The organism is Mesorhizobium sp. WSM3879 (genome assembly GCF_002294915.1).
In the GTDB taxonomy this organism is placed as follows: Bacteria; Pseudomonadota; Alphaproteobacteria; order Rhizobiales; family Rhizobiaceae; genus Mesorhizobium.
This window is the reverse complement of the sequence record NZ_NSFZ01000014.1, coordinates 122,574-142,817: the sequence shown is the minus strand read 5'-3', so window position 1 is coordinate 142,817 and position 20,244 is coordinate 122,574. Positions and strand designations below refer to the sequence as shown.

General features: G+C 63.9%; 22 protein-coding genes. 12 read left to right on the top strand and 10 right to left on the bottom strand.

Annotation, left to right across the window (positions count from 1 at the left end):
• The first annotated feature begins 1 nt into the window (after window position 1).
• Window positions 2–631 (top strand): cob(I)yrinic acid a,c-diamide adenosyltransferase, encoded by a 630-nt coding sequence (gene cobO, locus CK218_RS25585; RefSeq protein WP_095829300.1) that lies wholly within the window; start codon window positions 2–4, stop codon window positions 629–631.
• Between the two features lie 6 nt (window positions 632–637).
• Here the strand turns inward: cobO and cbiB are convergent, their stop codons facing one another.
• Window positions 638–1,627, bottom strand: coding sequence for an adenosylcobinamide-phosphate synthase CbiB (cbiB, locus tag CK218_RS25580; RefSeq protein ID WP_095801967.1), 990 nt, complete (start codon window positions 1,625–1,627; stop codon window positions 638–640).
• Here cbiB and cobD point away from each other — a divergent pair.
• Together cobD and CK218_RS25570 are read left to right on the top strand one after the other, a co-directional pair.
• Window positions 1,626–2,675, top strand: coding sequence for a threonine-phosphate decarboxylase CobD (gene cobD, locus CK218_RS25575; RefSeq protein ID WP_095829299.1), 1,050 nt, complete (start codon window positions 1,626–1,628; stop codon window positions 2,673–2,675). The two genes, cbiB and cobD, sit on opposite strands and share 2 nt — an antisense overlap.
• A 2-nt stretch (window positions 2,676–2,677) precedes the next feature.
• Window positions 2,678–3,187: a tyrosine phosphatase family protein gene (locus tag CK218_RS25570; protein ID WP_095829298.1), complete on the top strand. Its 510-nt coding sequence runs from the start codon at window positions 2,678–2,680 to the stop codon at window positions 3,185–3,187.
• Window positions 3,188–3,202: 15 nt separating this feature from the next.
• On the opposite strand, the gene CK218_RS25565 is transcribed toward CK218_RS25570, so the two are convergent.
• Both CK218_RS25565 and CK218_RS25560 read right to left on the bottom strand, forming a co-directional pair.
• Window positions 3,203–4,000 (bottom strand): creatininase family protein, encoded by a 798-nt coding sequence (locus tag CK218_RS25565; protein ID WP_095829297.1) that lies wholly within the window; start codon window positions 3,998–4,000, stop codon window positions 3,203–3,205.
• A gap of 66 nt (window positions 4,001–4,066) precedes the next feature.
• The gene (locus CK218_RS25560) at window positions 4,067–4,450 is read right to left on the bottom strand and encodes a RidA family protein (RefSeq protein ID WP_067329236.1); all 384 of its coding nucleotides are present in this window, start codon (window positions 4,448–4,450) and stop codon (window positions 4,067–4,069) included.
• Between the two features lie 254 nt (window positions 4,451–4,704).
• Between CK218_RS25560 and CK218_RS25555 the strand changes: the two genes are divergently transcribed.
• From CK218_RS25555 to CK218_RS25520, 8 genes are all read left to right on the top strand, one after another.
• Window positions 4,705–5,709, top strand: a complete 1,005-nt coding sequence (locus tag CK218_RS25555) for an ABC transporter substrate-binding protein (protein WP_095829296.1) — start codon at window positions 4,705–4,707, stop codon at window positions 5,707–5,709.
• 15 nt (window positions 5,710–5,724) lie between these two features.
• The gene (locus CK218_RS25550; RefSeq protein ID WP_066999585.1) at window positions 5,725–6,543 is read left to right on the top strand and encodes an ABC transporter ATP-binding protein; all 819 of its coding nucleotides are present in this window, start codon (window positions 5,725–5,727) and stop codon (window positions 6,541–6,543) included.
• Window positions 6,530–7,381: an ABC transporter permease gene (locus tag CK218_RS25545; RefSeq protein ID WP_066999589.1), complete on the top strand. Its 852-nt coding sequence runs from the start codon at window positions 6,530–6,532 to the stop codon at window positions 7,379–7,381. Before CK218_RS25550 ends, CK218_RS25545 begins: the two co-directional genes overlap by 14 nt.
• Window positions 7,382–7,393: 12 nt before the next feature.
• Window positions 7,394–8,692 carry a cytosine deaminase gene (locus CK218_RS25540; RefSeq protein ID WP_095829311.1) on the top strand — a complete coding sequence of 433 codons (1,299 nt, stop codon included), beginning with the start codon at window positions 7,394–7,396 and terminating at the stop codon, window positions 8,690–8,692.
• Between the two features lie 2 nt (window positions 8,693–8,694).
• Window positions 8,695–10,092, top strand: coding sequence for an FAD-binding oxidoreductase (locus CK218_RS25535; RefSeq protein WP_095829295.1), 1,398 nt, complete (start codon window positions 8,695–8,697; stop codon window positions 10,090–10,092).
• 127 nt (window positions 10,093–10,219) lie between these two features.
• The gene (locus CK218_RS25530) at window positions 10,220–10,801 is read left to right on the top strand and encodes an NAD(P)H-dependent oxidoreductase (protein ID WP_095829294.1); all 582 of its coding nucleotides are present in this window, start codon (window positions 10,220–10,222) and stop codon (window positions 10,799–10,801) included.
• A complete protein-coding gene (locus CK218_RS25525; RefSeq protein WP_095778509.1) occupies window positions 10,801–11,388 on the top strand; it encodes an NAD(P)H-dependent oxidoreductase in 588 nt (195 codons plus the stop codon). The genes CK218_RS25530 and CK218_RS25525 overlap by 1 nt, the downstream gene beginning before the upstream one ends.
• A gap of 151 nt (window positions 11,389–11,539) precedes the next feature.
• A complete protein-coding gene (locus CK218_RS25520) occupies window positions 11,540–12,430 on the top strand; it encodes a fatty acid desaturase family protein (RefSeq protein ID WP_066998128.1) in 891 nt (296 codons plus the stop codon).
• Window positions 12,431–12,443: 13 nt separating this feature from the next.
• On the opposite strand, the gene CK218_RS25515 is transcribed toward CK218_RS25520, so the two are convergent.
• The 3 genes from CK218_RS25515 to CK218_RS25505 form a co-directional block, all read right to left on the bottom strand.
• A complete protein-coding gene (locus CK218_RS25515) occupies window positions 12,444–14,456 on the bottom strand; it encodes an EAL domain-containing protein (protein ID WP_245299644.1) in 2,013 nt (670 codons plus the stop codon).
• Window positions 14,457–14,650: 194 nt separating this feature from the next.
• Entirely contained in the window at window positions 14,651–15,289 is a 639-nt protein-coding gene (locus CK218_RS25510; RefSeq protein ID WP_066997413.1) for an HD family hydrolase, read from the bottom strand.
• Entirely contained in the window at window positions 15,289–16,152 is an 864-nt protein-coding gene (locus tag CK218_RS25505) for a folate-binding protein YgfZ (RefSeq protein WP_095829293.1), read from the bottom strand. Before CK218_RS25505 ends, CK218_RS25510 begins: the two co-directional genes overlap by 1 nt.
• A gap of 85 nt (window positions 16,153–16,237) precedes the next feature.
• Here CK218_RS25505 and CK218_RS25500 point away from each other — a divergent pair, with 85 nt between their 5' ends.
• On the top strand, window positions 16,238–17,569 hold the full coding sequence (locus CK218_RS25500) for a dihydroorotase (protein WP_095829292.1): 1,332 nt from the start codon (window positions 16,238–16,240) through the stop codon (window positions 17,567–17,569).
• A gap of 179 nt (window positions 17,570–17,748) precedes the next feature.
• Here CK218_RS25500 and CK218_RS25495 read toward each other — a convergent pair whose 3' ends face one another.
• The 4 genes from CK218_RS25495 to CK218_RS25480 all read right to left on the bottom strand — a co-directional run bounded on the left by CK218_RS25495 (window position 17,749) and on the right by CK218_RS25480 (window position 20,168).
• Window positions 17,749–18,543: a hypothetical protein gene (locus CK218_RS25495; protein ID WP_095829291.1), complete on the bottom strand. Its 795-nt coding sequence runs from the start codon at window positions 18,541–18,543 to the stop codon at window positions 17,749–17,751.
• Window positions 18,544–18,696: 153 nt separating this feature from the next.
• A complete protein-coding gene (locus CK218_RS25490; RefSeq protein WP_066997401.1) occupies window positions 18,697–18,954 on the bottom strand; it encodes a hypothetical protein in 258 nt (85 codons plus the stop codon).
• A gap of 338 nt (window positions 18,955–19,292) precedes the next feature.
• Window positions 19,293–19,670 carry a TIGR02301 family protein gene (locus CK218_RS25485; protein WP_095781940.1) on the bottom strand — a complete coding sequence of 126 codons (378 nt, stop codon included), beginning with the start codon at window positions 19,668–19,670 and terminating at the stop codon, window positions 19,293–19,295.
• Between the two features lie 69 nt (window positions 19,671–19,739).
• On the bottom strand, window positions 19,740–20,168 hold the full coding sequence (locus CK218_RS25480; protein WP_095829290.1) for an NUDIX hydrolase: 429 nt from the start codon (window positions 20,166–20,168) through the stop codon (window positions 19,740–19,742).
• Window positions 20,169–20,244 lie beyond the last annotated feature (76 nt).

Here is a 20,244-nt window from a genome sequence, read left to right as displayed (position 1 = left end):
CATGGGCGAGATCAAAGACACGATCATCGACGACAAGGATGCCGAACGCCATCGAGCCAAGATGGCCAAGCGCAAGGCGGTGCAGGATGCCGAGGTGGCCGGCAAGACGATCGAGAAGGGACTGCTGATCGTCAATACGGGGCCGGGCAAGGGCAAGACCACGGCTGCGTTCGGCCTGGCGCTGAGGATGCTTGGCTACGGCAAGCGCGTCGGCGTCGTCCAGTTCATCAAGGGCAAATGGCACACGGGCGAGAAGGATGCCTTCGCCGCCTTCGGCGATCGCGTCGTCTGGCACGCGATGGGCGAGGGCTTCACCTGGGAGACGCAGGACCTGAAGCGCGACATTGCCGCCGCCGAGGCTGCCTGGGCGAAGGCGCTCGAGCTGATTGCCGACCCTTCGATCAGCCTCGTCGTCCTCGACGAGCTCAACATCGCTCTGCGCTACGATTATCTCGAGCTGGAAAAGGTGGTCGCGGCGCTGAAGGCGCGCCGCGAGGGCCTGCATGTCGTCGTCACCGGCCGCAACGCCAAGCCGCTGCTGGTCGAGGCCGCCGATCTCGTCACCGAGATGGGGCTGACCAAGCACCATTTCGCGGCCGGTGTGAAGGCGCAGCAGGGGATTGAATTCTGAGGCGCCTTAGCCGCCGATCAAAATGGTCAGGTAGATCACCGTCGCCGATAGAATCGCGAACAGGCCGATCAACAGCCCGTCGGCGACGCGATAGAGTTCCAGCGCCTGCCTTATGTCGGTGCTTTCGGCCTCGCGCCTGCCGCCTTCGCCCATGAAGGCATCCTCGACGACCTCGCCGCCATAACTGCGCGGTCCGGCCAGGGCGAGCCCCAGCGCGCCGGCCATGGCGGCTTCCGGCCAGCCGGCATTGGGCGAACGGTGCTTCTTCGCGTCACGCCGCATGACCTGCCAGGCGTTGCGGGGGTCGGCGCCCTTGACGATGAAGGCCGCCAGCACAATCAGCAGGCCGGTGAGCCGCGATGCCGGCAGGTTGACCAGGTCGTCGAAGCGAGCGGCCGCCCGGCCGAAGGCCTCGTATTTCGGCGTGCGGTGGCCGATCATGGAATCGGCGGTGTTGGCGGCCTTGTAGGCAGCACCCCCGGCCAAACCACCGACACCGGTCCATATGGCAGGCGCGACGACGCCATCGGAGAAATTCTCTGCCAGGCTTTCGATCGCGGCTCGGGCAACGCCCGCCCTGTCGAGCTTGTCCGGATCGCGGCCGACGATGCGCGAAACGGCGATGCGGCCGAGCGTGAGGCCGCCGGTCTCCAGCGCATCGGCGACATCCTCGACATGCTCGGCGAGGCTCTTCTGCGACAGAAGCGAGGAGCTGAGAATGGCCGCGATGACCAGGCCGGACGGAAAGATCAGCCAGAGCAGGACATGCAGCGCCAGGCCTATGGCCGCCGGCACCAGCAGGACGACCAGAAGCGCCTGGAGGCCGCGGCGGCGACGCAATTCGTCGGAATCGGTGGCGCGGTTGAGCCTGCGATCGAGAAAGGATATCAGCCTGCCGATCCAGGTTACCGGATGACCGATGGCGTTAAACAGCCAGTCCGGGTAGCCAAGGGCACGTTCGATGGCGAGTGACAGGAAAGCGATCAGTATCGACATGAAGCTTCTAAGCGGAGCGGTTGCAGCGGTTGATCACGGCGGCAGCCTTGGCCGGGCAAGCGCGCTCTTTCCTCATGCGCCACAGCCTTTCCTTGACCTCTCGACAGGTATCAATCCGCACTCCTATCCGCTTTTCGATCTGCCCGCCACCGCCCTGTCACGATTGCCCGAGCCAGGACGACTGCGCGAATTGGCCGAAATTGCGGCCAAGGCGTATGGCGCGCGGTCGGCGGCGCATGTCGTGGCCGCGCCCGGCACGCAGATCCTGTTGCCGCGGGTCGCTTCGCTGGTGAGGCCCGGCAAGGCACTGGTGCTGGGTCCAACCTATGCCGAGCACGCCAGGGCGGCCGCGATTGCAGGCCATGCGATTGTGGAGGTGGGCGACTTCGACGCCTTGGCGGACGCTGACCTTGCCGTGCTGGTCAACCCGAACAATCCGGATGGGCGAGTGATCGAAAGGCACCGCCTGGTCGGCCTTGCTGCGCGGCTTCGCGCGAAGGGCGGCCTGCTGGTGGTCGACGAAGCCTTCATGGATGTCGGCCCGGTCCAACACAGCCTTGCCGGCGATGTGGGCCAGGGTGGTATGGTGGTGCTGCGCTCCTTCGGCAAATTCTTCGGCCTTGCCGGCGTCAGGCTTGGTTTCGCGCTGGCCGACCAACTGACAGCCGAGCGGCTGGAGGCGCAGCTTGGGCCATGGGCTGTCGCCGGTCCTGCACTTGAATACGGAATCCGCGCATTGGCGGATGCCGGGTGGCAGGATGACATGCGACAGGGCCTGGCAGCCGATGCCAAGCGCCTCGACGCGCTGCTCAGCCGATTCGGTATCGCGGTCGCCGGCGGCACCAGTTTGTTCCGCTATTTGTCGTTCTCCGATGCTGCCTCCCTGTTCTCCGCTCTTGGCGAACGCGGTATCTTGGTCCGCCATTTTGCCGATCGTCCGCACGCCTTGCGCGTCGGTCTGCCCGGCAGCGAAGAGGAGTGGCAGCGGCTCGAGAGCGCGCTTGCAGCGTGGGCCTCGCGGCGCGACTATGCGCCGAAGGAGTGCTGACGATGATCCATGTCTGTTCGCTGTCGAAGGTGGAGGAGACCGTTGCGAGAACCGGCGCGGAGCGCTTGCTGTCGCTGCTCGCCGACGGCACCGGGATCATCCGTCCGGCCTCGATACTGGCCGAAAACCATCTGCATCTCGTCATGCACGACATCGTCGCCGCGCAGGAAGGCATGACCATGCCGGGCGAGGAGCATGTGCGCGCGCTGCTCGACTTCGCCTATCGCTGGGACAGGGCCAAACCGATGGTCGTGCACTGCTATGCCGGTATCAGCCGCTCGACGGCATCGGCCTATATTATCGCGGCGGCACTGGCGCCCAAACGCGACGAGGCGGAGCTGGCGAAGACGCTGCGCTTTCTCTCGCCGTCAGCGACGCCCAATCCAAGGCTGATTGCCGTTGCGGATATGTTGCTTGGGCGAGAAGGCCGGATGATCGCGGCGGTCGAAGCAATCGGGCGCGGTGCAGATGCCTTTGAAGGGATTCCGTTCGAACTCAGCATTAGAGATTGAGCTCGCACTGTTCCGCTACGCCAGCCAGTCGGCAAGCCTCGCCTTACGCACATCCCTGGCCAGGCTGATGAAGCCATCGGCCTGATGCTCGGCCGTGAGCCGGCCTTTTTCGGCGGTGGCGATGCTGGCGTCGCCGACCACGCCGTTCGGATTGAGGTCGCTGGCGATCCAGGCGAAGGCGTGCGTTCCGGTGTGCCGCAGCAGGGCGAATTCCTTTTCGGCGCGACCGACATTGGAGGCGAAATTGTCGGCCTTGCCCATATCGACGAGATCTGGCCGGAAATGCAGCATCAGCGAGGTCTCGACATCGCCGCCATGGATGCCGTGACGGTCCTCGAGCTCGGTATACATGCCGGAGGGACGGCCGAAGCGCTGCCAGCTCGTCTTCACCGCCAGCATCTTTGCGCGCACGCGCAATTCGCGCGTGACAATGCCCATGATCTCCTCGTTGCCGCCATGCGAGTTGACGACGATCAACTTTCTGACCCCGGCGCGGGCGACCGAGAGGCCAAGCTCGGTCCAGGCGTCGACCAGGGTGGTGGCCGGCAAGGTGAGCGTTCCCGGCGCATGCAGATGCTCGTTCGACTTGCCCACCGCCTGCACCGGCAGGAGGCGGATGTCGATGTCCTCGGGCAGGCGCGCAATCACCGTCTCCAGCATGCCCATCATGATCGAGGTGTCGGTCGAGACGGGAAGGTGAGGGCCATGCTGCTCGACCGCGGCCACCGGCAGAACGGCAATCGTCGCTTCCGCGTCGATCGAGGCGTATTCGGTCGTCCGATAGTCGCCCCACCACACACGTCTTGTCGTCACTGTCGTCTCCCGATGGTCTGCTGTTCGGCCCGAAGGTCTAAAGCGCCTGGCCATTCCGGGCAACAGCTAGCCTGCTGCCAGAACCTCCACCTCGACCTTGAATTCCGGGCGGGCAAAACCTGAAACGATCATCAGCGTCGAAGCGGGCGCCGGATCGGAAAAAAGGCGATTGCGAACGTCCATATAGGCTTGCAGGTGCGCGCGATCGGTGACGAAGGCGTTGATGCGCACGACATCGTTCAGCGTCAGCCCGGCTTCGCTTAATATTGCGGCAATGTTCTTGAAGCAAAGCTCGGTTTGCGCGCCGGCATCCTCCGGGACGGCGTCATCCGGCGCGATGCCCAACTGACCCGAACATAGCACAAGGCGCTTTCCCGCTGGAATTTCAACGCCATGGCTATAACGGGCAAAGGGCGGCTTGATCGACTTGGGGGCGAGATAATTGAGCATGGCATTCTCCTGTCGGCAGGCAGACTAAGGCCGGATTCATGAAAGCTTCAAGATGCGGTGCATGCCGCCGGGCCGATTATGGACAGGCGTCCAAAAAATGGGCACGATGCCATTTGTACAGCATGACCCGTCCGGTCTCGGCAATGACTGCCGCGCAAGCAGGCGGCCCAAGGCGGTGGCATGTGTCTTGCTTCTTGAACCAATGGAGTGGAGCCCAGCGCGCAGCGCGCCGGAGCCAAGAGAGGGTGATGTTTATGTACGGAAAAGAAAAAATCCTGGCGGGTGCGATCGCGCTGCTTGCGGCCAGCACGCTGGGCGCTGCGGCCAACGAGAAGGTCACCTTTGGCACCAACTGGCTGGCCGAGCCGGAACATGGCGGCTACTACCAGGCGATCGCCGACGGCACCTACGCCGCCTGCGGCCTCGACATCACCATCATGCAGGGCGGCCCGCAGGTCAGCGGCCGGCCGATGCTGCTGGCCGGCAAGATCGATTTCTACATGGGCGGTAACCTGCTCTCGGCCTTCGACGCCGTGCAGCAGGGCATCCCGATGCGCGTCGTCGCCGCCGACTTCCAGAAGGACCCGCAGGTCATCATGTCCCATCCGGGCGAAGGGCTGGACAAGTGGGAGGACCTGAAGAACGCCGACCAGTATATCCTCGGCGACGAGGGCGCGCAGACCTTCTTCCAGTGGATGGTGACCGATCTCGGCTTCGATGCCGCCAAGCGCGTGCCATACACCTTCAATCCGGCGCCCTTCATCGCCAACAAGAAGTCGATCCAGCAGGGCTATGTCACGTCGGAGCCCTTCGCGGTGCAGAAACAGGGCGGCTTCGTGCCGAACCAGTTCCTGCTCGCCGACAATGGCTGGGATACTTATGCCACGACCATTGAGGTGATGCAGGACACCATCGACAAGCGGCCGGAGGTGGTGCAGTGCTTCGTCGATGGCTCGGCCAAGGGCTGGTACAACTACCTCTACGGCGACAACAAGGCCGCCAACGAGATGATCAAGAAGGACAATCCGGACATGACGGATGAGCAGATCGCCTTCTCGATCGAACAGCTGAAGAAGTTCGGCATTGTCGATTCCGGCGATACCGAAAAGCTCGGCATCGGCGGCATGACCGAAGCGCGCATCCAGAGCTTCTACGACAAGATGGTCAAGGCCAAGGTCGCGCAGCCGGGCATCGACATCAAGAAGGCCTATACGCTCGCCTTCATCAACAAGGGGGTCGGGCGGGAACTGAAGAAGTAAGGCGGCCTGCCTGAGATGATCCAGGAGAAAGTGGCGCAGGCAACGGCATCGGGTGAGAGCCCGATGCTGCTTTCCTTACGCAATGTCGGCAAGGTCTTTTCCAACGGCGTCACGGCGCTGAGCAAGGTCGACCTGGCGATCCGCGAAGGCGATTTCCTAAGCCTGCTCGGGCCCTCGGGCTGCGGCAAGTCGACGGCGCTCAGGTTGATCGCCGGCCTGTCGACGCCGACCTCCGGTCAACTCGACTGGCGCGGCTCAATCGACCGCTTGAATATCGGCTTCGTCTTCCAGGAGCCGACGCTGCTGCCATGGGCCAGCGTCTTCGACAATGTCTGGCTGCCGCTCAGGCTGAAAGGCGTATCGCGCCCGGAGGCCAAGCCCGCGGTGATGGAAATGCTGTCGCGCGTGCACCTCACCGGTTTCGAGAATGCCGTGCCGCGCGAGCTTTCCGGCGGCATGAAGATGCGTGTCTCGATCGCACGGGCTATGGTGACCAAGCCGCGCATTCTTCTGATGGACGAGCCCTTCGCGGCGCTCGACGAGATTACCCGCTTCAAGCTCAACAACGATCTTCTCGAGCTTTGGCAGGACGAGCGGTTTACCGTCGTCTTCGTCACCCACAGCGTCTTCGAAAGCGTGTTCCTCTCCAGCCGTGTCGTCGTCATGGCGGCACGACCGGGCCGCGTCCACGGCGAGCTTGCAATCGAAGCGCCTTATCCTCGCGACGAGGCATTCCGGACCTCGCCCGACTATGCGGCGCTCTGCCGGCAGGCCTCGGACGTGCTGGTCAATGCCATCAACTCAACCGCCGGACCTCATCATGACGGCCATTGAAGACAATGCCCTGAAGCTCGACCCGGAAGAGGCGCGCCGCGTCCGCCAGGAGCGGCTGGAGCGGATCGGCAAATGGGTACTGCCGCTGGCGATCATGGTGCTTGCGATCTGGCTGTGGGATCGCATCTGCATCTGGAACGGGATCCCGCAATACATCCTGCCGCGCCCGGGCGTGGTGCTGCAGACGCTGCATGACGATGCCGGGCTGTTGTTCTCTTCGCTGCTGGTGACGCTCAGGATCACCTTCCTCAGCCTGCTGCTTGCCGTCATCGGCGGCGTCGGGCTGGCGGTGCTATTCGCGCAGTCGAAATGGGTGGAGATGTCGTTCTTCCCCTTCGCCATCGTGCTGCAGGTGACGCCGATCGTGGCGATCTTCCCGCTGATCAACATCTACATCAACAACCAGACGACCAAGCTCCTGCTCTGTGCCTGGATCGTCGCCTTCTTCCCGATCCTGTCCAACACCACGCTCGGGCTGAACTCGGTCGACCGCAACCTGCGCGATTTGTTCAAGCTCAACGGAGCAACCCGCTGGCAGCAATTGCGCTATCTGCGCCTGCCGGCGGCGATGCCCTATTTCCTCGGTGGGCTGAAGATCGCCGGCGGCCTGTCGCTGATCGGCGCCGTGGTGGCCGAGTTCGTCGCCGGCGCGCAGGGGCAATCATCCGGGCTTGCCTCGCGCATTATCGAGGCGGGCTACCGGCTCAATGCTCCCAGGCTGTTCGCGGCGCTGATCCTGATCTCGCTCACCGGCATCCTGATCTTCCTGGTGCTGTCGCTGGTGTCGCATCTCATCCTGCGCCGCTGGCACGAGAGCGCGCTGAAGCAGGAGCGCTAGGGTGCCTGAATGTTGATCCCAGCCTCTGGTCGTTACCAGCTCGCCAACGTCCGCGTTCATCAATCGCTGACGCCGGGCCTTGCCGCAAGCTTCGATGCCGATGGTTTTGCGCTTGCCGACATTGCCGTCGCCGACGGCAAGATTGCTAGCATCATTGCGCACGGCAAAGCCGAGCCGCCATTCGATGCAATCGAGCTTGGCGGCCGCATCGTGCTGCCCTGCTTCGTCGACTGCCATACGCATATCGACAAGGGCCATATCTGGCCGCGCAAGCCAAATCCCGACGGCACGTTCATGGGCGCGCTCAACGCAACTGGCGCTGACCGCGCCGCTCGCTGGACCGCGGAGGACGTGGCGAGGCGCATGGATTTCTCGCTGCGATGCGCTTACGCGCACGGCACCAAGGCCGTGCGCACGCATCTCGACAGCGTGGCGCCGCAGGAGGAAATTTCCTGGCCGGTGTTCGAGACGATGCGGGAAAAATGGCGAGGCCGGATCGAGCTGCAGGCCGCCTGTCTGCTTGGCATCGAAGGCGTGCGCGACAAGGCCTGGTTCGAGCGTCTGGCGAAACGCGTCGCCGCGGCCAAGGGCGTGCTCGGCGTTGTCACTTACATGGTGCCCGACCTCGAGGAACTGCTCGACAAGGTGTTCGCTGAAGCCATCAAGCATGGGCTCGACCTCGATTTCCATGCCGACGAGACCGACGATGTCGCGGCCGTCTCGCTGAAGAAGATCGCCGAGGCTTCGCTGTGGAACGGTTTTGGGGGCAATATCCTGATCGGGCATTGCTGCTCGCTGGCGCGCCAGCCCGACCTCGAAGTTCTCGACACGCTGGACAAGGTGGCGAAGGCCGGACTGGCGGTCGTGTCGCTGCCGATGTGCAACCTCTATCTGCAGGACCGGCGCAACAACGGCACGACGCCCCGCTGGCGCGGCGTGACGCTGCTGCACGAGATGAAGGCACGCGGCATCAAGGTGGCGGTTGCTTCCGACAACACGCGCGACCCGTTCTACGCCTATGGCGACCTCGATATGTTGGAGGTCTACCGCAACGCGACACGGATCCTGCACCTCGACCACCCTGTCGGTGACTGGCCGAAAGCGATAGCGGCGACGCCGGCCGAGGTGATGCGGCTGGAAGGTGTCGGCACTCTCGCCGCCGGCGGCAGCGCCGACTTCATCGTCTTCAAGGGACGCAGCTGGACCGAATTGCTGTCGCGGCCCGAATCGGATCGCATCGTGGTGCGCGAGGGCAGGGCGATCGAGCGCCGGCTGCCCGACTATGCTGAACTCGACGAATTGATGGTGTGATGATGGATATCGCAGCGCTGAAGCGCGATCTCGAGAGCCTCAAGATCGACGACCATCCGGCCATCGTCCAGCAGAAGAGCCGCGACTTCTACTGGTACAGCCCCGTCCTCAAACAACAGCTCGACCATGTCACCGGCGACCTGATCGTGACGCCGAAGAACGAGGACGAGGTGATCCGCGTTTTGGCCGCCTGCCACCGGCACGGCGTTCCAGTCACACCGCGCGGCAGCGGCACCGGGAATTACGGACAGGCGATGCCGCTGTCAGGAGGCGTGGTGCTCAACCTCGCCGAAATGAATGAAGTGAAGGCGATCGCGCCGGGCCGCGTGGTGACCGGGCCCGGAGCGGTTCTGGCCGACATCGATCGCGCCGCGCGGGCGCATTCCGCGCAGGAACTGCGCATGTCGCCCTCCACCTACAACACCGCCTCCATCGGCGGCTTCGTCGCAGGCGGCTCTGGCGGCGTCGGCTCGATCCGCTGGGGCGGATTGCGCGATCTCGGCAATGTCATCCGGCTGCGGACCGTGACGATGGAGGCGGAGCCGCGCGTCATGGACCTCTCGAGCGAGGACGTGCTCAAGGTGATGCATGCCTATGGCACCAACGGCATCATCACCGAGGTTGAGATGCCGCTGACGGCGTCCTACGATTGGGTCGATGTCATCGTCGGCTTCGACGATTTCATGGGTGCAGCGGGCTTCGGCAACGACCTCGCCGAGCAGGACGGCATATTGGCGAAGCTGATCACGCCGATCGCGGCACCCATTCCTTACGATTATTTCAAGCGACACCAGAAGTTCTTCCGGCGCGAGCAGAGCATCGTGGTGTGCATGATCGCGCCGCACGCGATGGATGGGTTCCTCGCGTTCGTCCGGGCCAGCAAAGGCGAAATCGTCTTCCGGGCCGACCAGGAGACCGACCTCAAGGGATTGCCGCCGGCCTACGAGCTGACCTGGAACCACACGACGCTGCGCGCCATCAGGGTCGATCCGACCATCACCTATCTGCAGGCGCGCTATCCGTCGCCGGACCATCTCGCACACGTCAAGGCGATGGTCGACCGCTTCGGCGACGAGGTGCCGGCGCATCTCGAATTCATCCGCTTCGACGGCGCGATCGGCGCCGCCGGGCTGCCGCTGGTCCGCTTCACCACGGAAGAAAGGCTCGACGAGATCATCCGTATCCACGAAGACAATGGCTGCTGGATCTTCAACCCGCATCGCTACACGCTGGAAGAGGGCGGCATGAAGCAGACCGACGAGGTCCAGCTTGCCTTCAAGCGCGAGACCGATCCGCAAGGATTGCTCAACCCCGGCAAGATGATTGCCTGGGAGAATCCGGGCTATGACTATCGCTCGGGCAAGCCGTTCCTGTTCAAGGGGCTGCAAAAGGCGAGGTGATCGCGATGAGCGCCCGGCGCTGCACCCTCCTCTGGCCTGTCGCCTTTGGCGACATCTCCCCCACAAGGGAGGAGATGTGGCATGGGACAACAGGGATTTGTCGAGCTGACCTGCGGGATCCACTCCCGTGAACATCCTCGTGCTCTACGCACATCCGGTGGAGACCAGCTTCAACGCCGGACTGCATCGGACCATCGTCGAGCGGCTCGGCGCGGCGGGCCACACGATCGACGACTGCGACCTCTATGCCGAGGACTTCGATCCGCGGATGACGCGCGCAGAGCGGCTCGGCTACCACGATCAGCGCGGGCCGAACGACGCGGTCGCCGGTTACATCGCAAGGCTTCAGGAGGCGGAAGCGTTGGTGCTGTCGTTTCCGGTCTGGAATTACGGCTATCCGGCGATCCTCAAGGGCTTCTTCGATCGCGTCTTCCTGCCCGGCGTATCGTTCAAGCTGGTCGACGGCGAGGTTCGGCCGACGCTACACAACGTCCGCAAGCTCGCGGCCATCACCACCTATGGCGGCAGCCGTTTTCGCGCCATGCTGATGGGCGATCCGCCGCGCAAAATGGTGAAGCGCACGCTGCGGGCCACCATCAAGCCAGGCGCTCCCGTCTCTTACCTCGCACACTATTCGATGAACCTTTCGACGGATCAGACGCGCAAGGCCTTCATGGCGAAGGTGGCCGCGAGCATGGATCAATTCTGATGCGCGTGCTGGTGGTCTATTGCCATCCGGTGCCGGAGAGCTATTGCGCCGCGATCCGCGACATGGCGATAGAGGTGCTGACGCGACGAGGCTGGGACGTGCGGCTGCTCGATCTCTATGCCGAGAAGTTCAATCCGGTGATGAGCTGCGAAGAGCGGCGCTCCTACAACGAGCGCGCGCCTGAGGATCCCGCGCTCCGGCCGCATTTCGAGCATCTGCAATGGGCCGAGGCGATCCTCTTCATCTACCCCACCTGGTGGTACGGATTGCCGGCGATGCTGAAGGGCTGGTTCGATCGCGTGTGGGCGACCGACATCGCCTTCAAGCTGCCGCGCGGCAGAGGCCGGATCCAATCGCTGATGACCCATGTGACCAAGGTCGGCGTCATCACCACCTGTGGCGCGCCGACGTGGTGGAGCGTCGTTGTCGGCCAGCCCGGCCGCAAGACGATCCTGCGCGGCATGCGCGCCATCTGCGCCCCCCGCTGCAAGACATTCTTCCTGGCGCACTACCTGATGGATTCCTCAACGCCGAAGAGCCGGACGGCGTTTCTGGCGAAGGTAAGGGCGAGGCTGGAAAGCTTTTGAGGATAGCTCTCTTCTCCCTGTTAAATGAGGAGAAGATGGCGGCAGCAGATGAGGGGCGGCGTCGCAAAGGTGTGGCGCTGCCCCTCATGCTCGTTTTTCGAAAGCTTTCTTTCTGCAGTACGGTAGCCTCATGAGCGCCATCGACCACACCATCGACCACCGCGACGTCATCGCCTCGCTGACCCATGAGGAGCGCAGCCGGCTGACCGGCAAGTCCGATCTGCCGGGCATCATCCAATTCGCCGTTCATCTCGGCGCCATCGTCGCTCTCGGCGCGCTGATCGCGGCCAAGGTGCCGTACTGGCCGGTTCTGATGCTGCCGCAGGGCATCCTGATCGTGTTCCTGTTCACGCTGCTGCATGAGACCGTGCACAGGACGGCCTTCGAGACGCAGTGGCTGAACGATGCCGTCGCGCGGCTCTGCAGCCTGGCGATCGCGCTGCCCGCCGACTGGTTCCGCTATTTCCATTTCGCCCATCATCGCTTCACTCAGGACCCGCAGAACGATCCGGAGCTGGCTTTCCCGAAGCCCGAGACCTTGCGACAGTACATCGTCCATGTCTCTGGCCTGCCGGTGTGGTGGGGTCATTTCAAGACGCTCTACAGAAATGCCAGCGGCCGCTGCCGGGACAGCTATGTGCCGTCGAAAGGCTTGCCGAAAGTCCAGGCCGAAGCGCGGGCGATGATCGCCTTCTACCTCGTCGTGCTGACGCTTGCGATCTGGCTCGAGGCGACCGTGATCCTCTACGTCTGGCTCGTACCGGCGCTGCTCGGGCAGCCCTTTCTCAGGCTTTATCTGCTGGCCGAGCATGGCCGCTGCCCCTTCGTCGCCAATATGCTGGAAAACACCAGGACGACGCTGACCAACTGGTTCGTGCGCAAGCTCGCCTGGAACATGCCCTACCATGCCGAGCACCACGCCTATCCGGGTGTGCCGTTCCATCAATTGCCGGCTTTTCATCGGCTGATCGCGCGGCATCTCAAAGTGGTAGAACCCGGCTATGTGATCTTCCACGAGAAATATTTCGAGACGCTGCGCTGACCGGTGCCCGGCATCAACCGGATCGGCGAAGCTTTTCCTGCGAGCGCAGCAGGCGGCTCATCTCCGAGGCCCTGGCCGGCGCGCCGATCAGAAAACCTTGCGCCTCGCCGCAGCCGGCCTTGCGCAGCATGTCGAGCTGCGCTTCGGCCTCGACGCCTTCGGCGGTGACGGTGATGCCGAGCTCGGCGCCGAGCCCGATAACCGTGCGCACGATCGCCGCCGTGTCGCGCTTGTCGAGATCGTGGATGAAGGAGCGGTCAATCTTGATCTTGTCGACCGGGAAGCGCCGCAGATAACCGAGCGAAGAATAGCCGGTGCCGAAATCGTCGAGCGCGATGCGCACGCCGAGCCCGCGCAATTGCCCGAGCGTCCTCAGCACGCTGTCGCTCTCGTCCATCATCACCGTTTCGGTGATTTCGAGTTCCAGCCGGCTTGCTGGCAGGCCGGAAAAGGCGAGCGCCGCAATCACGCTGCGGGCGAAGCCGCCGCTCTTGATCTGGGCCGCCGAGACGTTGACCGCCATGCGCACGTCCTGCGGCCAGCCCGCCGCCACGCCGCAGGCCTTGCGCAGCGCCCAGTCGCCGAGTTGCACGATCAGCCCGGTTTCTTCGGCCGCGGCGATGAAGTCTTGCGGCGGCACCAGCCCGCGCGACGGCGAGCGCCAGCGCATCAGCGCTTCAGCGCCGACGATCTCACCGGAGGCGATGTCGAGAATCGGCTGGAAATCCAGTTCGAACTCGCGCCTCGGGAGTGCAGCTTCGAGGTCGGCCTCGAGCGCCAGGCGCTCCCGCACCATGGCATCCATGCCCGGCTCGAAGAAACGGTAGATGTTGCGCCCCTCGCTCTTGCCCCGGTAGAGCGCCATGTCGGCATTGGTGAGCAGCGTATCCGCATCCTGCCCGTCGCTGGGATAAAGCGCGATGCCGAGGCTCACCCCGACATGCATTTCGCGGCCCTTGTCGCGATAAGGCTTGCCGATCACCTCGATAATGCGCTTGGCCAGCTTTTCGGCGTCGACCGCGTTTCTGATATTGGATTGAATGATGGCGAATTCGTCGCCGCCGAAACGCGCCACCACGTCCTTGTCGCTGCGCAGGCAGCGCTGCAGGCGCTCGGCCACCCTTTTCAGCAGCCAGTCGCCGGCCGGATGCCCGAACGTATCGTTGACGGCCTTGAAGCGGTCGAGGTCGAGCGAGAAGATCGCCACCGGCGTGGCCTTGGCCTCGCTCAATGCCTGGTCCAGGCGCTCGCGGAACATCGAGCGGTTCGGCAGGTTGGTCAGCGTGTCGTGATGCGCAAGATGCGTCATGCGCTCTTCGGCGCGGCGACGCTCGGTAACATCGTCGAAGGTCACGACCCAGCCGCCGCCGCTCATCGGCTGCCGGACCACTAGAAAAGTCCTGCCGTCGGCAAGATAGCGGTAAGCCGACTGCATTTTCCCTGCTCGCAGGCAGGCTTCGGTCCTGGTGACTTCGCTGTCGACGTCGATCTTGGTGTAGATGCCGAGTTCCAGCAGTCGTTTGAGCGCGTCGCGGTGTGTCGTACCAAAGGGGAAATCTGCCGCGGCGACTTTGTAGAGATCCAGAAAGCGCTGATTGCGCACGATCAGCTTGCCGTCGGCGTCATACATCAGCAGGCCTTGCGACATGTTGGCCAAAGCGGCGTCGAAGCGGCGATGCTGCTCCTTCAATTCCTCTTCGGCGCGCCGCTGCACGGTCACGTCCTCGTAGATCGACACCCAGCCCCCGGAGGCCAGCGGCCGATGCGAGATGACGATGATGCGCCCGTCCGCCAGCCTCTCCTCATAGGTCGAGGGTTTGGCGCCGTCGATATAGGGTTTGCGGACGGCGTAGAGCTGCTCGGCGGTTTGCGAGGCGATGCCGATTTCGACGCTGTGCTGCAAGATGTCGAAGAAGCGAATGCCGGGCTTCGTGACTTTGGCGTCGAGGCGGAAGAGGTCGATATAGTTTCGGTTGCAGATGATCATGCGCTCGTCGGCGTCGAACATGCACAGGCCATGCGACATGTTCTCGACGGCGGCCGAAAACCGTTCGTTTTGTGCGCGAAGCTCCTCCGCTATTCGTCGAACCGGGCCAATACCGGTTGCCTTCCGCCTGACTGCGGCCGAACCAGCCTTGACATGAGCAACGGGCATGAGCGCGCCTGCCGACCGTGACTGAACAGTTTACTGTCGTGGCCGCCGGTTAATTTAGCGTTCTTTTATTTGACGGAATTGGCAGCAAGAAAAGGCTGGCGTTTAGCTTCCAGCGCCGCGAATCGTTTCAGAAATGCCGCCTGCGCCCAGGTCACCGAGCGTGGGGTGAAGTCGAAATGGTCGGCGGAAAAGCTGCGCGGCCGGCCGAAATATTCCGTCGCCTCCGCGGTCGAGAAGCCGGCAAGCAGCGTCGCCTCGTAATAGGCGGCGATCTGGTCGGCGCGCTTGATGTCCTTGCGCAAGGTGGCGCCGAGCTCGGCCGGCAGCGAGAAACGTTGATGGATGGCGCGCTGCAGCCTGAGCTCGCAGTCCTTGTAGGAGCCGCCCATCACCGATTTGAAGGGCGAGATCATGTCGCCGATGACATATTCGGGCGCGTCGTGCAGCAGCGCGGCGAGCCGCGCCTCGGCGGAGGCGGCCGGCACCAGCTCACCATAGAGTGCCTCGACCAGCAGCGAATGCTGAGCCACCGAAAAGGCGTGCTCGCCGCTGGTCTGGCCGTTCCAGCGGGCGACGCGGGCGAGGCCATGCGCGATGTCGGCGATCTCGATGTCGAGCGGCGAGGGGTCGAGCAGGTCGAGCCGCCGGCCGGACAGCATGCGCTGCCAGGCGCGCGGCGGCGCTCCCGCCCTGTCGGCCGCCATCAGGCTTCCTCCGCGCTGACGGTGTCTTGCGGGAAGGAGAATTTCGCCCAGCCCGGGATGGCGAGCGTCACCTGGACATCGCCGGCCATGATCGGGTCGCGGGCATCGAGCGCTGCCTTGACGCGGTCGATGCGGGCGATGGCGAGGCCGCGTCCGCCGCTTACCGAACCCAGCGTGCCAACCGGCCGGCCGGCGACGGTGAGCTCGTTACCGGACGCAGGCAGGGAACCCCCGGCTGTGGCGATCAACACGCGGCGTCGCGCGGTGCCGCGATGCTGCATGCGCGAGACGACTTCCTGGCCGACATAGCAGCCTTTCTTGAAGCCGACGCCGCCGCTCTCGTCGAGGAGAACGTCATGTGGGAAAGCGTCACCGAGCTGGTAGTCGCTGCCGCTTTCGGCGATGCCGTTGGCGATACGCAGGGCCTGCCATGCGCCGGCATCGCCGCTCTCCTGAACTGCGCCCTCATATGTGCGCCTGACCTCCACCTCGCGGAAGCGCGTGTCGGCGAGCGAAGTTGAATCGGCAAGTGAGGCGGTTGAATCATCGCCCCATGCAACCGCGACAAGCGCCTGATCCTGCTTGGCAATCTCGGCCTTTGCCCTCAGCCGGTAAAGCATCAGCCGGCGCACGAAGTCATCGGCTATGTCGGTCCGGCATTCCAGCCGGAAGCCGTTCTCGCCGGCGCGAGAGATGAGAAAATCGAACAGGATCTTGCCTTGCGGCGAAAGCAGCGCGCCAGGCTTTGCCTCGCCGGCGCCGAGCGCATCGAGATCGGTGGTGAGGATGTTTTGCAAAAAATGTTCGGCATCCGGGCCTGACACGGAAATGAGCGCGCGGTCTTTCAGCAGGGCAAAGGGCATGGGCGTGAAGTCGGCCTGATCTTGCAAAAATGATGGTCATTACGTAAGCCGGCCACACTCCCCCCGCAAGAGATTGGACCAGTCCATGGCAACCACCTTCGACCTCATCCTGACAGGCGGCACGGTAGTCAACCATGACGGTGAAGGCCGGCGCGATGTCGCCGTGAAGGCCGGGCGTATTGCCGCGATAGGCGATCTCGGCCAAGCGTCGGCCGGCGAGGCGATCGATTGCACGGGCCTGCACATCCTGCCCGGCGTCGTCGACAGCCAGGTGCATTTCCGCGAGCCGGGACTGGAGCACAAGGAAGATCTGGAAACCGGGTCTCGCGCCGCGGTTTTGGGCGGCGTCACCGCGGTCTTCGAGATGCCCAACACCAATCCGCTGACCACCAGCGAGGCGGCCCTTGCCGACAAGGTGCGGCGCGCCACCGGCCGCATGCATTGCGACTTCGCTTTCTGGGTTGGCGGCACGCGCGACAATGCCGGCGATGTCGGCGAGCTCGAGCGGCTGCCAGGAGCTGCCGGCATAAAAGTCTTCATGGGCTCGTCCACCGGCGCCCTGCTGGTCGAGGACGACGAAGGCGTCGCCTCCATCCTGCGCAATACCCGCCGCCGCGCCGCTTTCCACTCCGAGGACGAGTTCCGTCTGCGCGAGCGGCTCGGTCTGCGCGTCGAGGGCGATCCCTCGTCGCATCCTGTCTGGCGCGACGAGATCGCGGCGCTGCGCTGCACCGAGCGCCTGGTGCGCATCGCGAGACAGACGCGCGCCCGCATCCATGTGCTGCACATCTCGACGGCCGAGGAGATCGTTTTCCTCGAGCAGCACAAGGACGTCGCCACATGCGAAGCGACGCCGCATCACCTGACGCTCTCAGCTGACGATTATGCGCGGCTCGGCACGCTGATCCAGATGAACCCGCCCGTGCGCGCGGCGCGCCACCGCGACGGCGTCTGGCACGGCATCGAGCAAGGGATCGTCGATGTGCTGGGGTCCGACCACGCGCCGCACACGCTGGCCGAGAAGGCCAAGCTTTATCCTGCCTCGCCTTCGGGCATGACGGGCGTGCAGACGCTGGTGCCGATCATGCTCGACCATGTCAACGCCGGCCGGCTCACTTTGCAGCGTTTCGTCGATCTCTCCAGTCATGGTCCGCAGCGCATCTTCGGCATGGCGGGAAAGGGCCGCATCGCCGCCGGCTACGACGCCGATTTCACCGTCGTAGACCTGAAGCGCCGCGAGACCATCACCAACGCGCAGGCTGGCTCCAAGGCGGGCTGGACGCCCTATGACGGCAAAGAGGTCACCGGCTGGCCGGTCGGCACCATCGTGCGCGGCAACCGGGTAATGTGGGACGGCGAGATCGTCACGCCCGGCCAGGGCAGGGCGGTGGAGTTTTCCGAGGCGCTGGCGGCTTAGGCCACGTTGGATTTCTTAAGCGCGCCCTGCATTAACAGTGCCTGCAGCTGCGGGAACTTGCCCTCGTCGATTTTCTTCTCGAAATGCCGACGGTGGGAGCCGATGCGATTCCGGCTCTGCGAGAGGAGGCAAACCGCATATGGCCGCAGACCAAAATTGGCAAGGGATGAGCTTCTGGCTCAATCCCCGGCGACGAAGAACAGCCACTGGCCGGCGGGCGTGATGCCGACGCGGTAGAAGATATAGGCGCCGAACTGCTTCATGTCGTCATAGTCGCTTGCGGTGACGAGCTTGAACAGCTCGACGCGCTGCCTGGGATCCAGCTTGTCGAGCGGCAGCGCGAAGAAATACGGCCAGACATAGAGCTCCTGCGGGGTGCCGGTGTCGACATGGACATAGCCGGCGCTGAGCACCTCTTCCAAAATGGCGAGAATCTCCTGGCCATCGCCGTCGCCGGAGAGTCCCTTGAGGAAAGCGACCGGGTCGCCCTCGATGTCGCCGAGCGAAAGCTGCGTCATGGATTCGCCCGAGCCGATCAGCGGCCGAAGTTTCTCGATATCGCCGCTCTTGCAGGCCTCGATGATCAGGCCGTGCATGCGTTTGACCGGTTCGGGAAGCTTGTCGAGGTCGTAGACGACGGGCGGCGGCGGCGAATCCGGGTCGGAGCGCGGGCTGGTGATGCCGCCGCTGCCGGTTGGCGCTTCCGGCGCGCTCTTGTCCGTCTCGTCGGCCGGCTGGCTGTTGTCGGAGGGTTTGGTGCCGGGCGCGGCCGGCATTGGCACGGTGGTCCCCGGAGCGGTCGTTTCGTCACTGGTGGGCGGAGTGACCGGCGAAGGCAAATCCTCGCGCTGGATCTCGCTTAGCGCATAGGAAGGCGTGCTGGCGAGGCAGATTGCCAATGGTCCGACGCAGGAAGCAGTGATCCAGATGCCGAGGGCCAGCCCGCGCGGCCTGCCTGCCAACGAAAATCTCACCCCTTGCCTCTCCATGGTTCCGGGCTCGCTAGGGCAATTCCAGAAAACTGTGCAATGGTTTCCGTCCGGAATTGCGAAAAAGACTAATGGCTAGGCGGCGGGTATGATGCCCAAACGGCGCGTCGCCGTCAAAAGCAGCCAAAAGCGGGCGGGCTAGTGCCTGAGCCGTTCCGGCTCGAAGGCGCCGGAGATCACCTTTTCGCGCATGCGGTCGAGCAGGGCCAGCGCTGAGGTCTCACCATTGGCGCGCAGCATCTCGCCGAAGGCGGTTTCCAGCGCAGCCTCGGCGATGATTTCAGGCTCGATGCCGGCCGACAATCCTTCCGCCCAGGCTTCGCTGTGGCTCTCCACGGCGGTCAGGCGCTTTTCTTCCCTGACCAACGCGTCGATGTCGCTGACGCCATGTTCCATTGCGATGTCCACCTTTTCAAGCGTCGGTCCGGCAAGGGACCGGGCTTGACTTGCCAGTTCATGCGCTGCCCGTACAAGTGCTTGTAAATACGACGTTTCTGCAGTCGCAATCTACATATCGAGCAAGGCTGCGATCAATTCCGACCGAGCTTAGCCGATTAGCCCAGCTTGCGGCATTAAAACCTTCAGTTTGAGTTAATTCCGCATTTGTCCACTAACGTTTCATTAACATTGTTGCATAAGCGCAACAGATGATTGCACCAAGGCGCAGCCTGATACAATAAGGCCGGCCACATTGGAGCGATTTGTCGGTGGATAGTCGCGATCGATGCCGGTCCTCAATTCCCGTAACGGGAAGCGATATCGCGCGACAGCGTCTCGCCTTCCTTCATGTAGCGGGCAATGGCCTCAGTGGCCGAAGGCGTGCACTGCGTGTAGGTGCCGCTGAAGGAGCGGTAGCCGCGATTGAAGGAGGCGATGAAGCGGGCGCGCCGGTTGGGATCGGGATTTTCCGACTCAAGCAGCTTTTCCATCTCCAGCCGCCACTGGTCGCCTTTCTCGCCGCAGAGGTTGCGCAGGAAATGCAGCGAACCCAGCACCTCGGCAAGCCGCATCAGCCCGGGCTCGAACGGCGCCTCGGCCGCCGATGCCGGCTGCACCGTGACGGCCATGCTGATGGCGAGGCTTGCGGCGAGAAAGGGGGAGGCGCGGGTCATCAGGGCCTTGCGATGGAAGAGCAAGGCTTTGTGGCGAAACATTTTGTCGCCTGCAAGGCCATTCTGGGGTCACCGCTCGGCGGCTTGCGCAGGGCCAAGCAACTCCTCGGCAACTTCAAACACATCGCCCGCCAGCGGCATCGCCGCCATTTCCGCCAGCGTGTAGAACGCCGCCGTTTCGGCGTCATCGCTCGCTGCCGGCTCGCCGCCGACATAGGCCGCGCCGAACACCGTCAGCAGATAGTCGACCGCGTGGTGCTCAGCGCGGCCGTCGATATGGATGTCGCGCAGCGGGTGGTAATCCTTCGCCTCGAGCCCGGTTTCCTCCTTGAGTTCGCGCGCCGCGGCTTGCGCCAGCGTCTCGCCCGGCTCGACCTTGCCGCCGGGATACGCGTAGAGCCCTTGCGAAGGCGGCCGCGCCCGCTTGACAAGCAGCACCGTCTTGCCGCGCACGACGGCGACGGAGACTGCCGGGATAATCTTGCGAACCTTGTTCATGCGTTGCGAATCGCGCCGGCTGCCGGCTTGGTTGTGGACCGGACAGCTTTAGCGGTTGCGGCGCGGCGGTTCCATC

Coding starts and splice junctions, on each gene's coding strand:
- cobO (WP_095829300.1), top strand. CDS start 2: ATGGGCGAGATCAAAGACACGATCATCGACGACAAGGATGCCGAACGC.
- cobD (WP_095829299.1), top strand. CDS start 1,626: ATGAAGCTTCTAAGCGGAGCGGTTGCAGCGGTTGATCACGGCGGCAGC.
- cbiB (WP_095801967.1), bottom strand. CDS start 1,627: ATGTCGATACTGATCGCTTTCCTGTCACTCGCCATCGAACGTGCCCTT.
- CK218_RS25570 (WP_095829298.1), top strand. CDS start 2,678: ATGATCCATGTCTGTTCGCTGTCGAAGGTGGAGGAGACCGTTGCGAGA.
- CK218_RS25560 (WP_067329236.1), bottom strand. CDS start 4,450: ATGCTCAATTATCTCGCCCCCAAGTCGATCAAGCCGCCCTTTGCCCGT.
- CK218_RS25555 (WP_095829296.1), top strand. CDS start 4,705: ATGTACGGAAAAGAAAAAATCCTGGCGGGTGCGATCGCGCTGCTTGCG.
- CK218_RS25550 (WP_066999585.1), top strand. CDS start 5,725: ATGATCCAGGAGAAAGTGGCGCAGGCAACGGCATCGGGTGAGAGCCCG.
- CK218_RS25545 (WP_066999589.1), top strand. CDS start 6,530: ATGACGGCCATTGAAGACAATGCCCTGAAGCTCGACCCGGAAGAGGCG.
- CK218_RS25535 (WP_095829295.1), top strand. CDS start 8,695: ATGGATATCGCAGCGCTGAAGCGCGATCTCGAGAGCCTCAAGATCGAC.
- CK218_RS25525 (WP_095778509.1), top strand. CDS start 10,801: ATGCGCGTGCTGGTGGTCTATTGCCATCCGGTGCCGGAGAGCTATTGC.
- CK218_RS25515 (WP_245299644.1), bottom strand. CDS start 14,456: ATGTCGCATGGCCTGTGCATGTTCGACGCCGACGAGCGCATGATCATC.
- CK218_RS25510 (WP_066997413.1), bottom strand. CDS start 15,289: ATGGCGGCCGACAGGGCGGGAGCGCCGCCGCGCGCCTGGCAGCGCATG.
- CK218_RS25505 (WP_095829293.1), bottom strand. CDS start 16,152: ATGCCCTTTGCCCTGCTGAAAGACCGCGCGCTCATTTCCGTGTCAGGC.
- CK218_RS25500 (WP_095829292.1), top strand. CDS start 16,238: ATGGCAACCACCTTCGACCTCATCCTGACAGGCGGCACGGTAGTCAAC.
- CK218_RS25490 (WP_066997401.1), bottom strand. CDS start 18,954: ATGGAACATGGCGTCAGCGACATCGACGCGTTGGTCAGGGAAGAAAAG.
- CK218_RS25485 (WP_095781940.1), bottom strand. CDS start 19,670: ATGACCCGCGCCTCCCCCTTTCTCGCCGCAAGCCTCGCCATCAGCATG.
- CK218_RS25480 (WP_095829290.1), bottom strand. CDS start 20,168: ATGAACAAGGTTCGCAAGATTATCCCGGCAGTCTCCGTCGCCGTCGTG.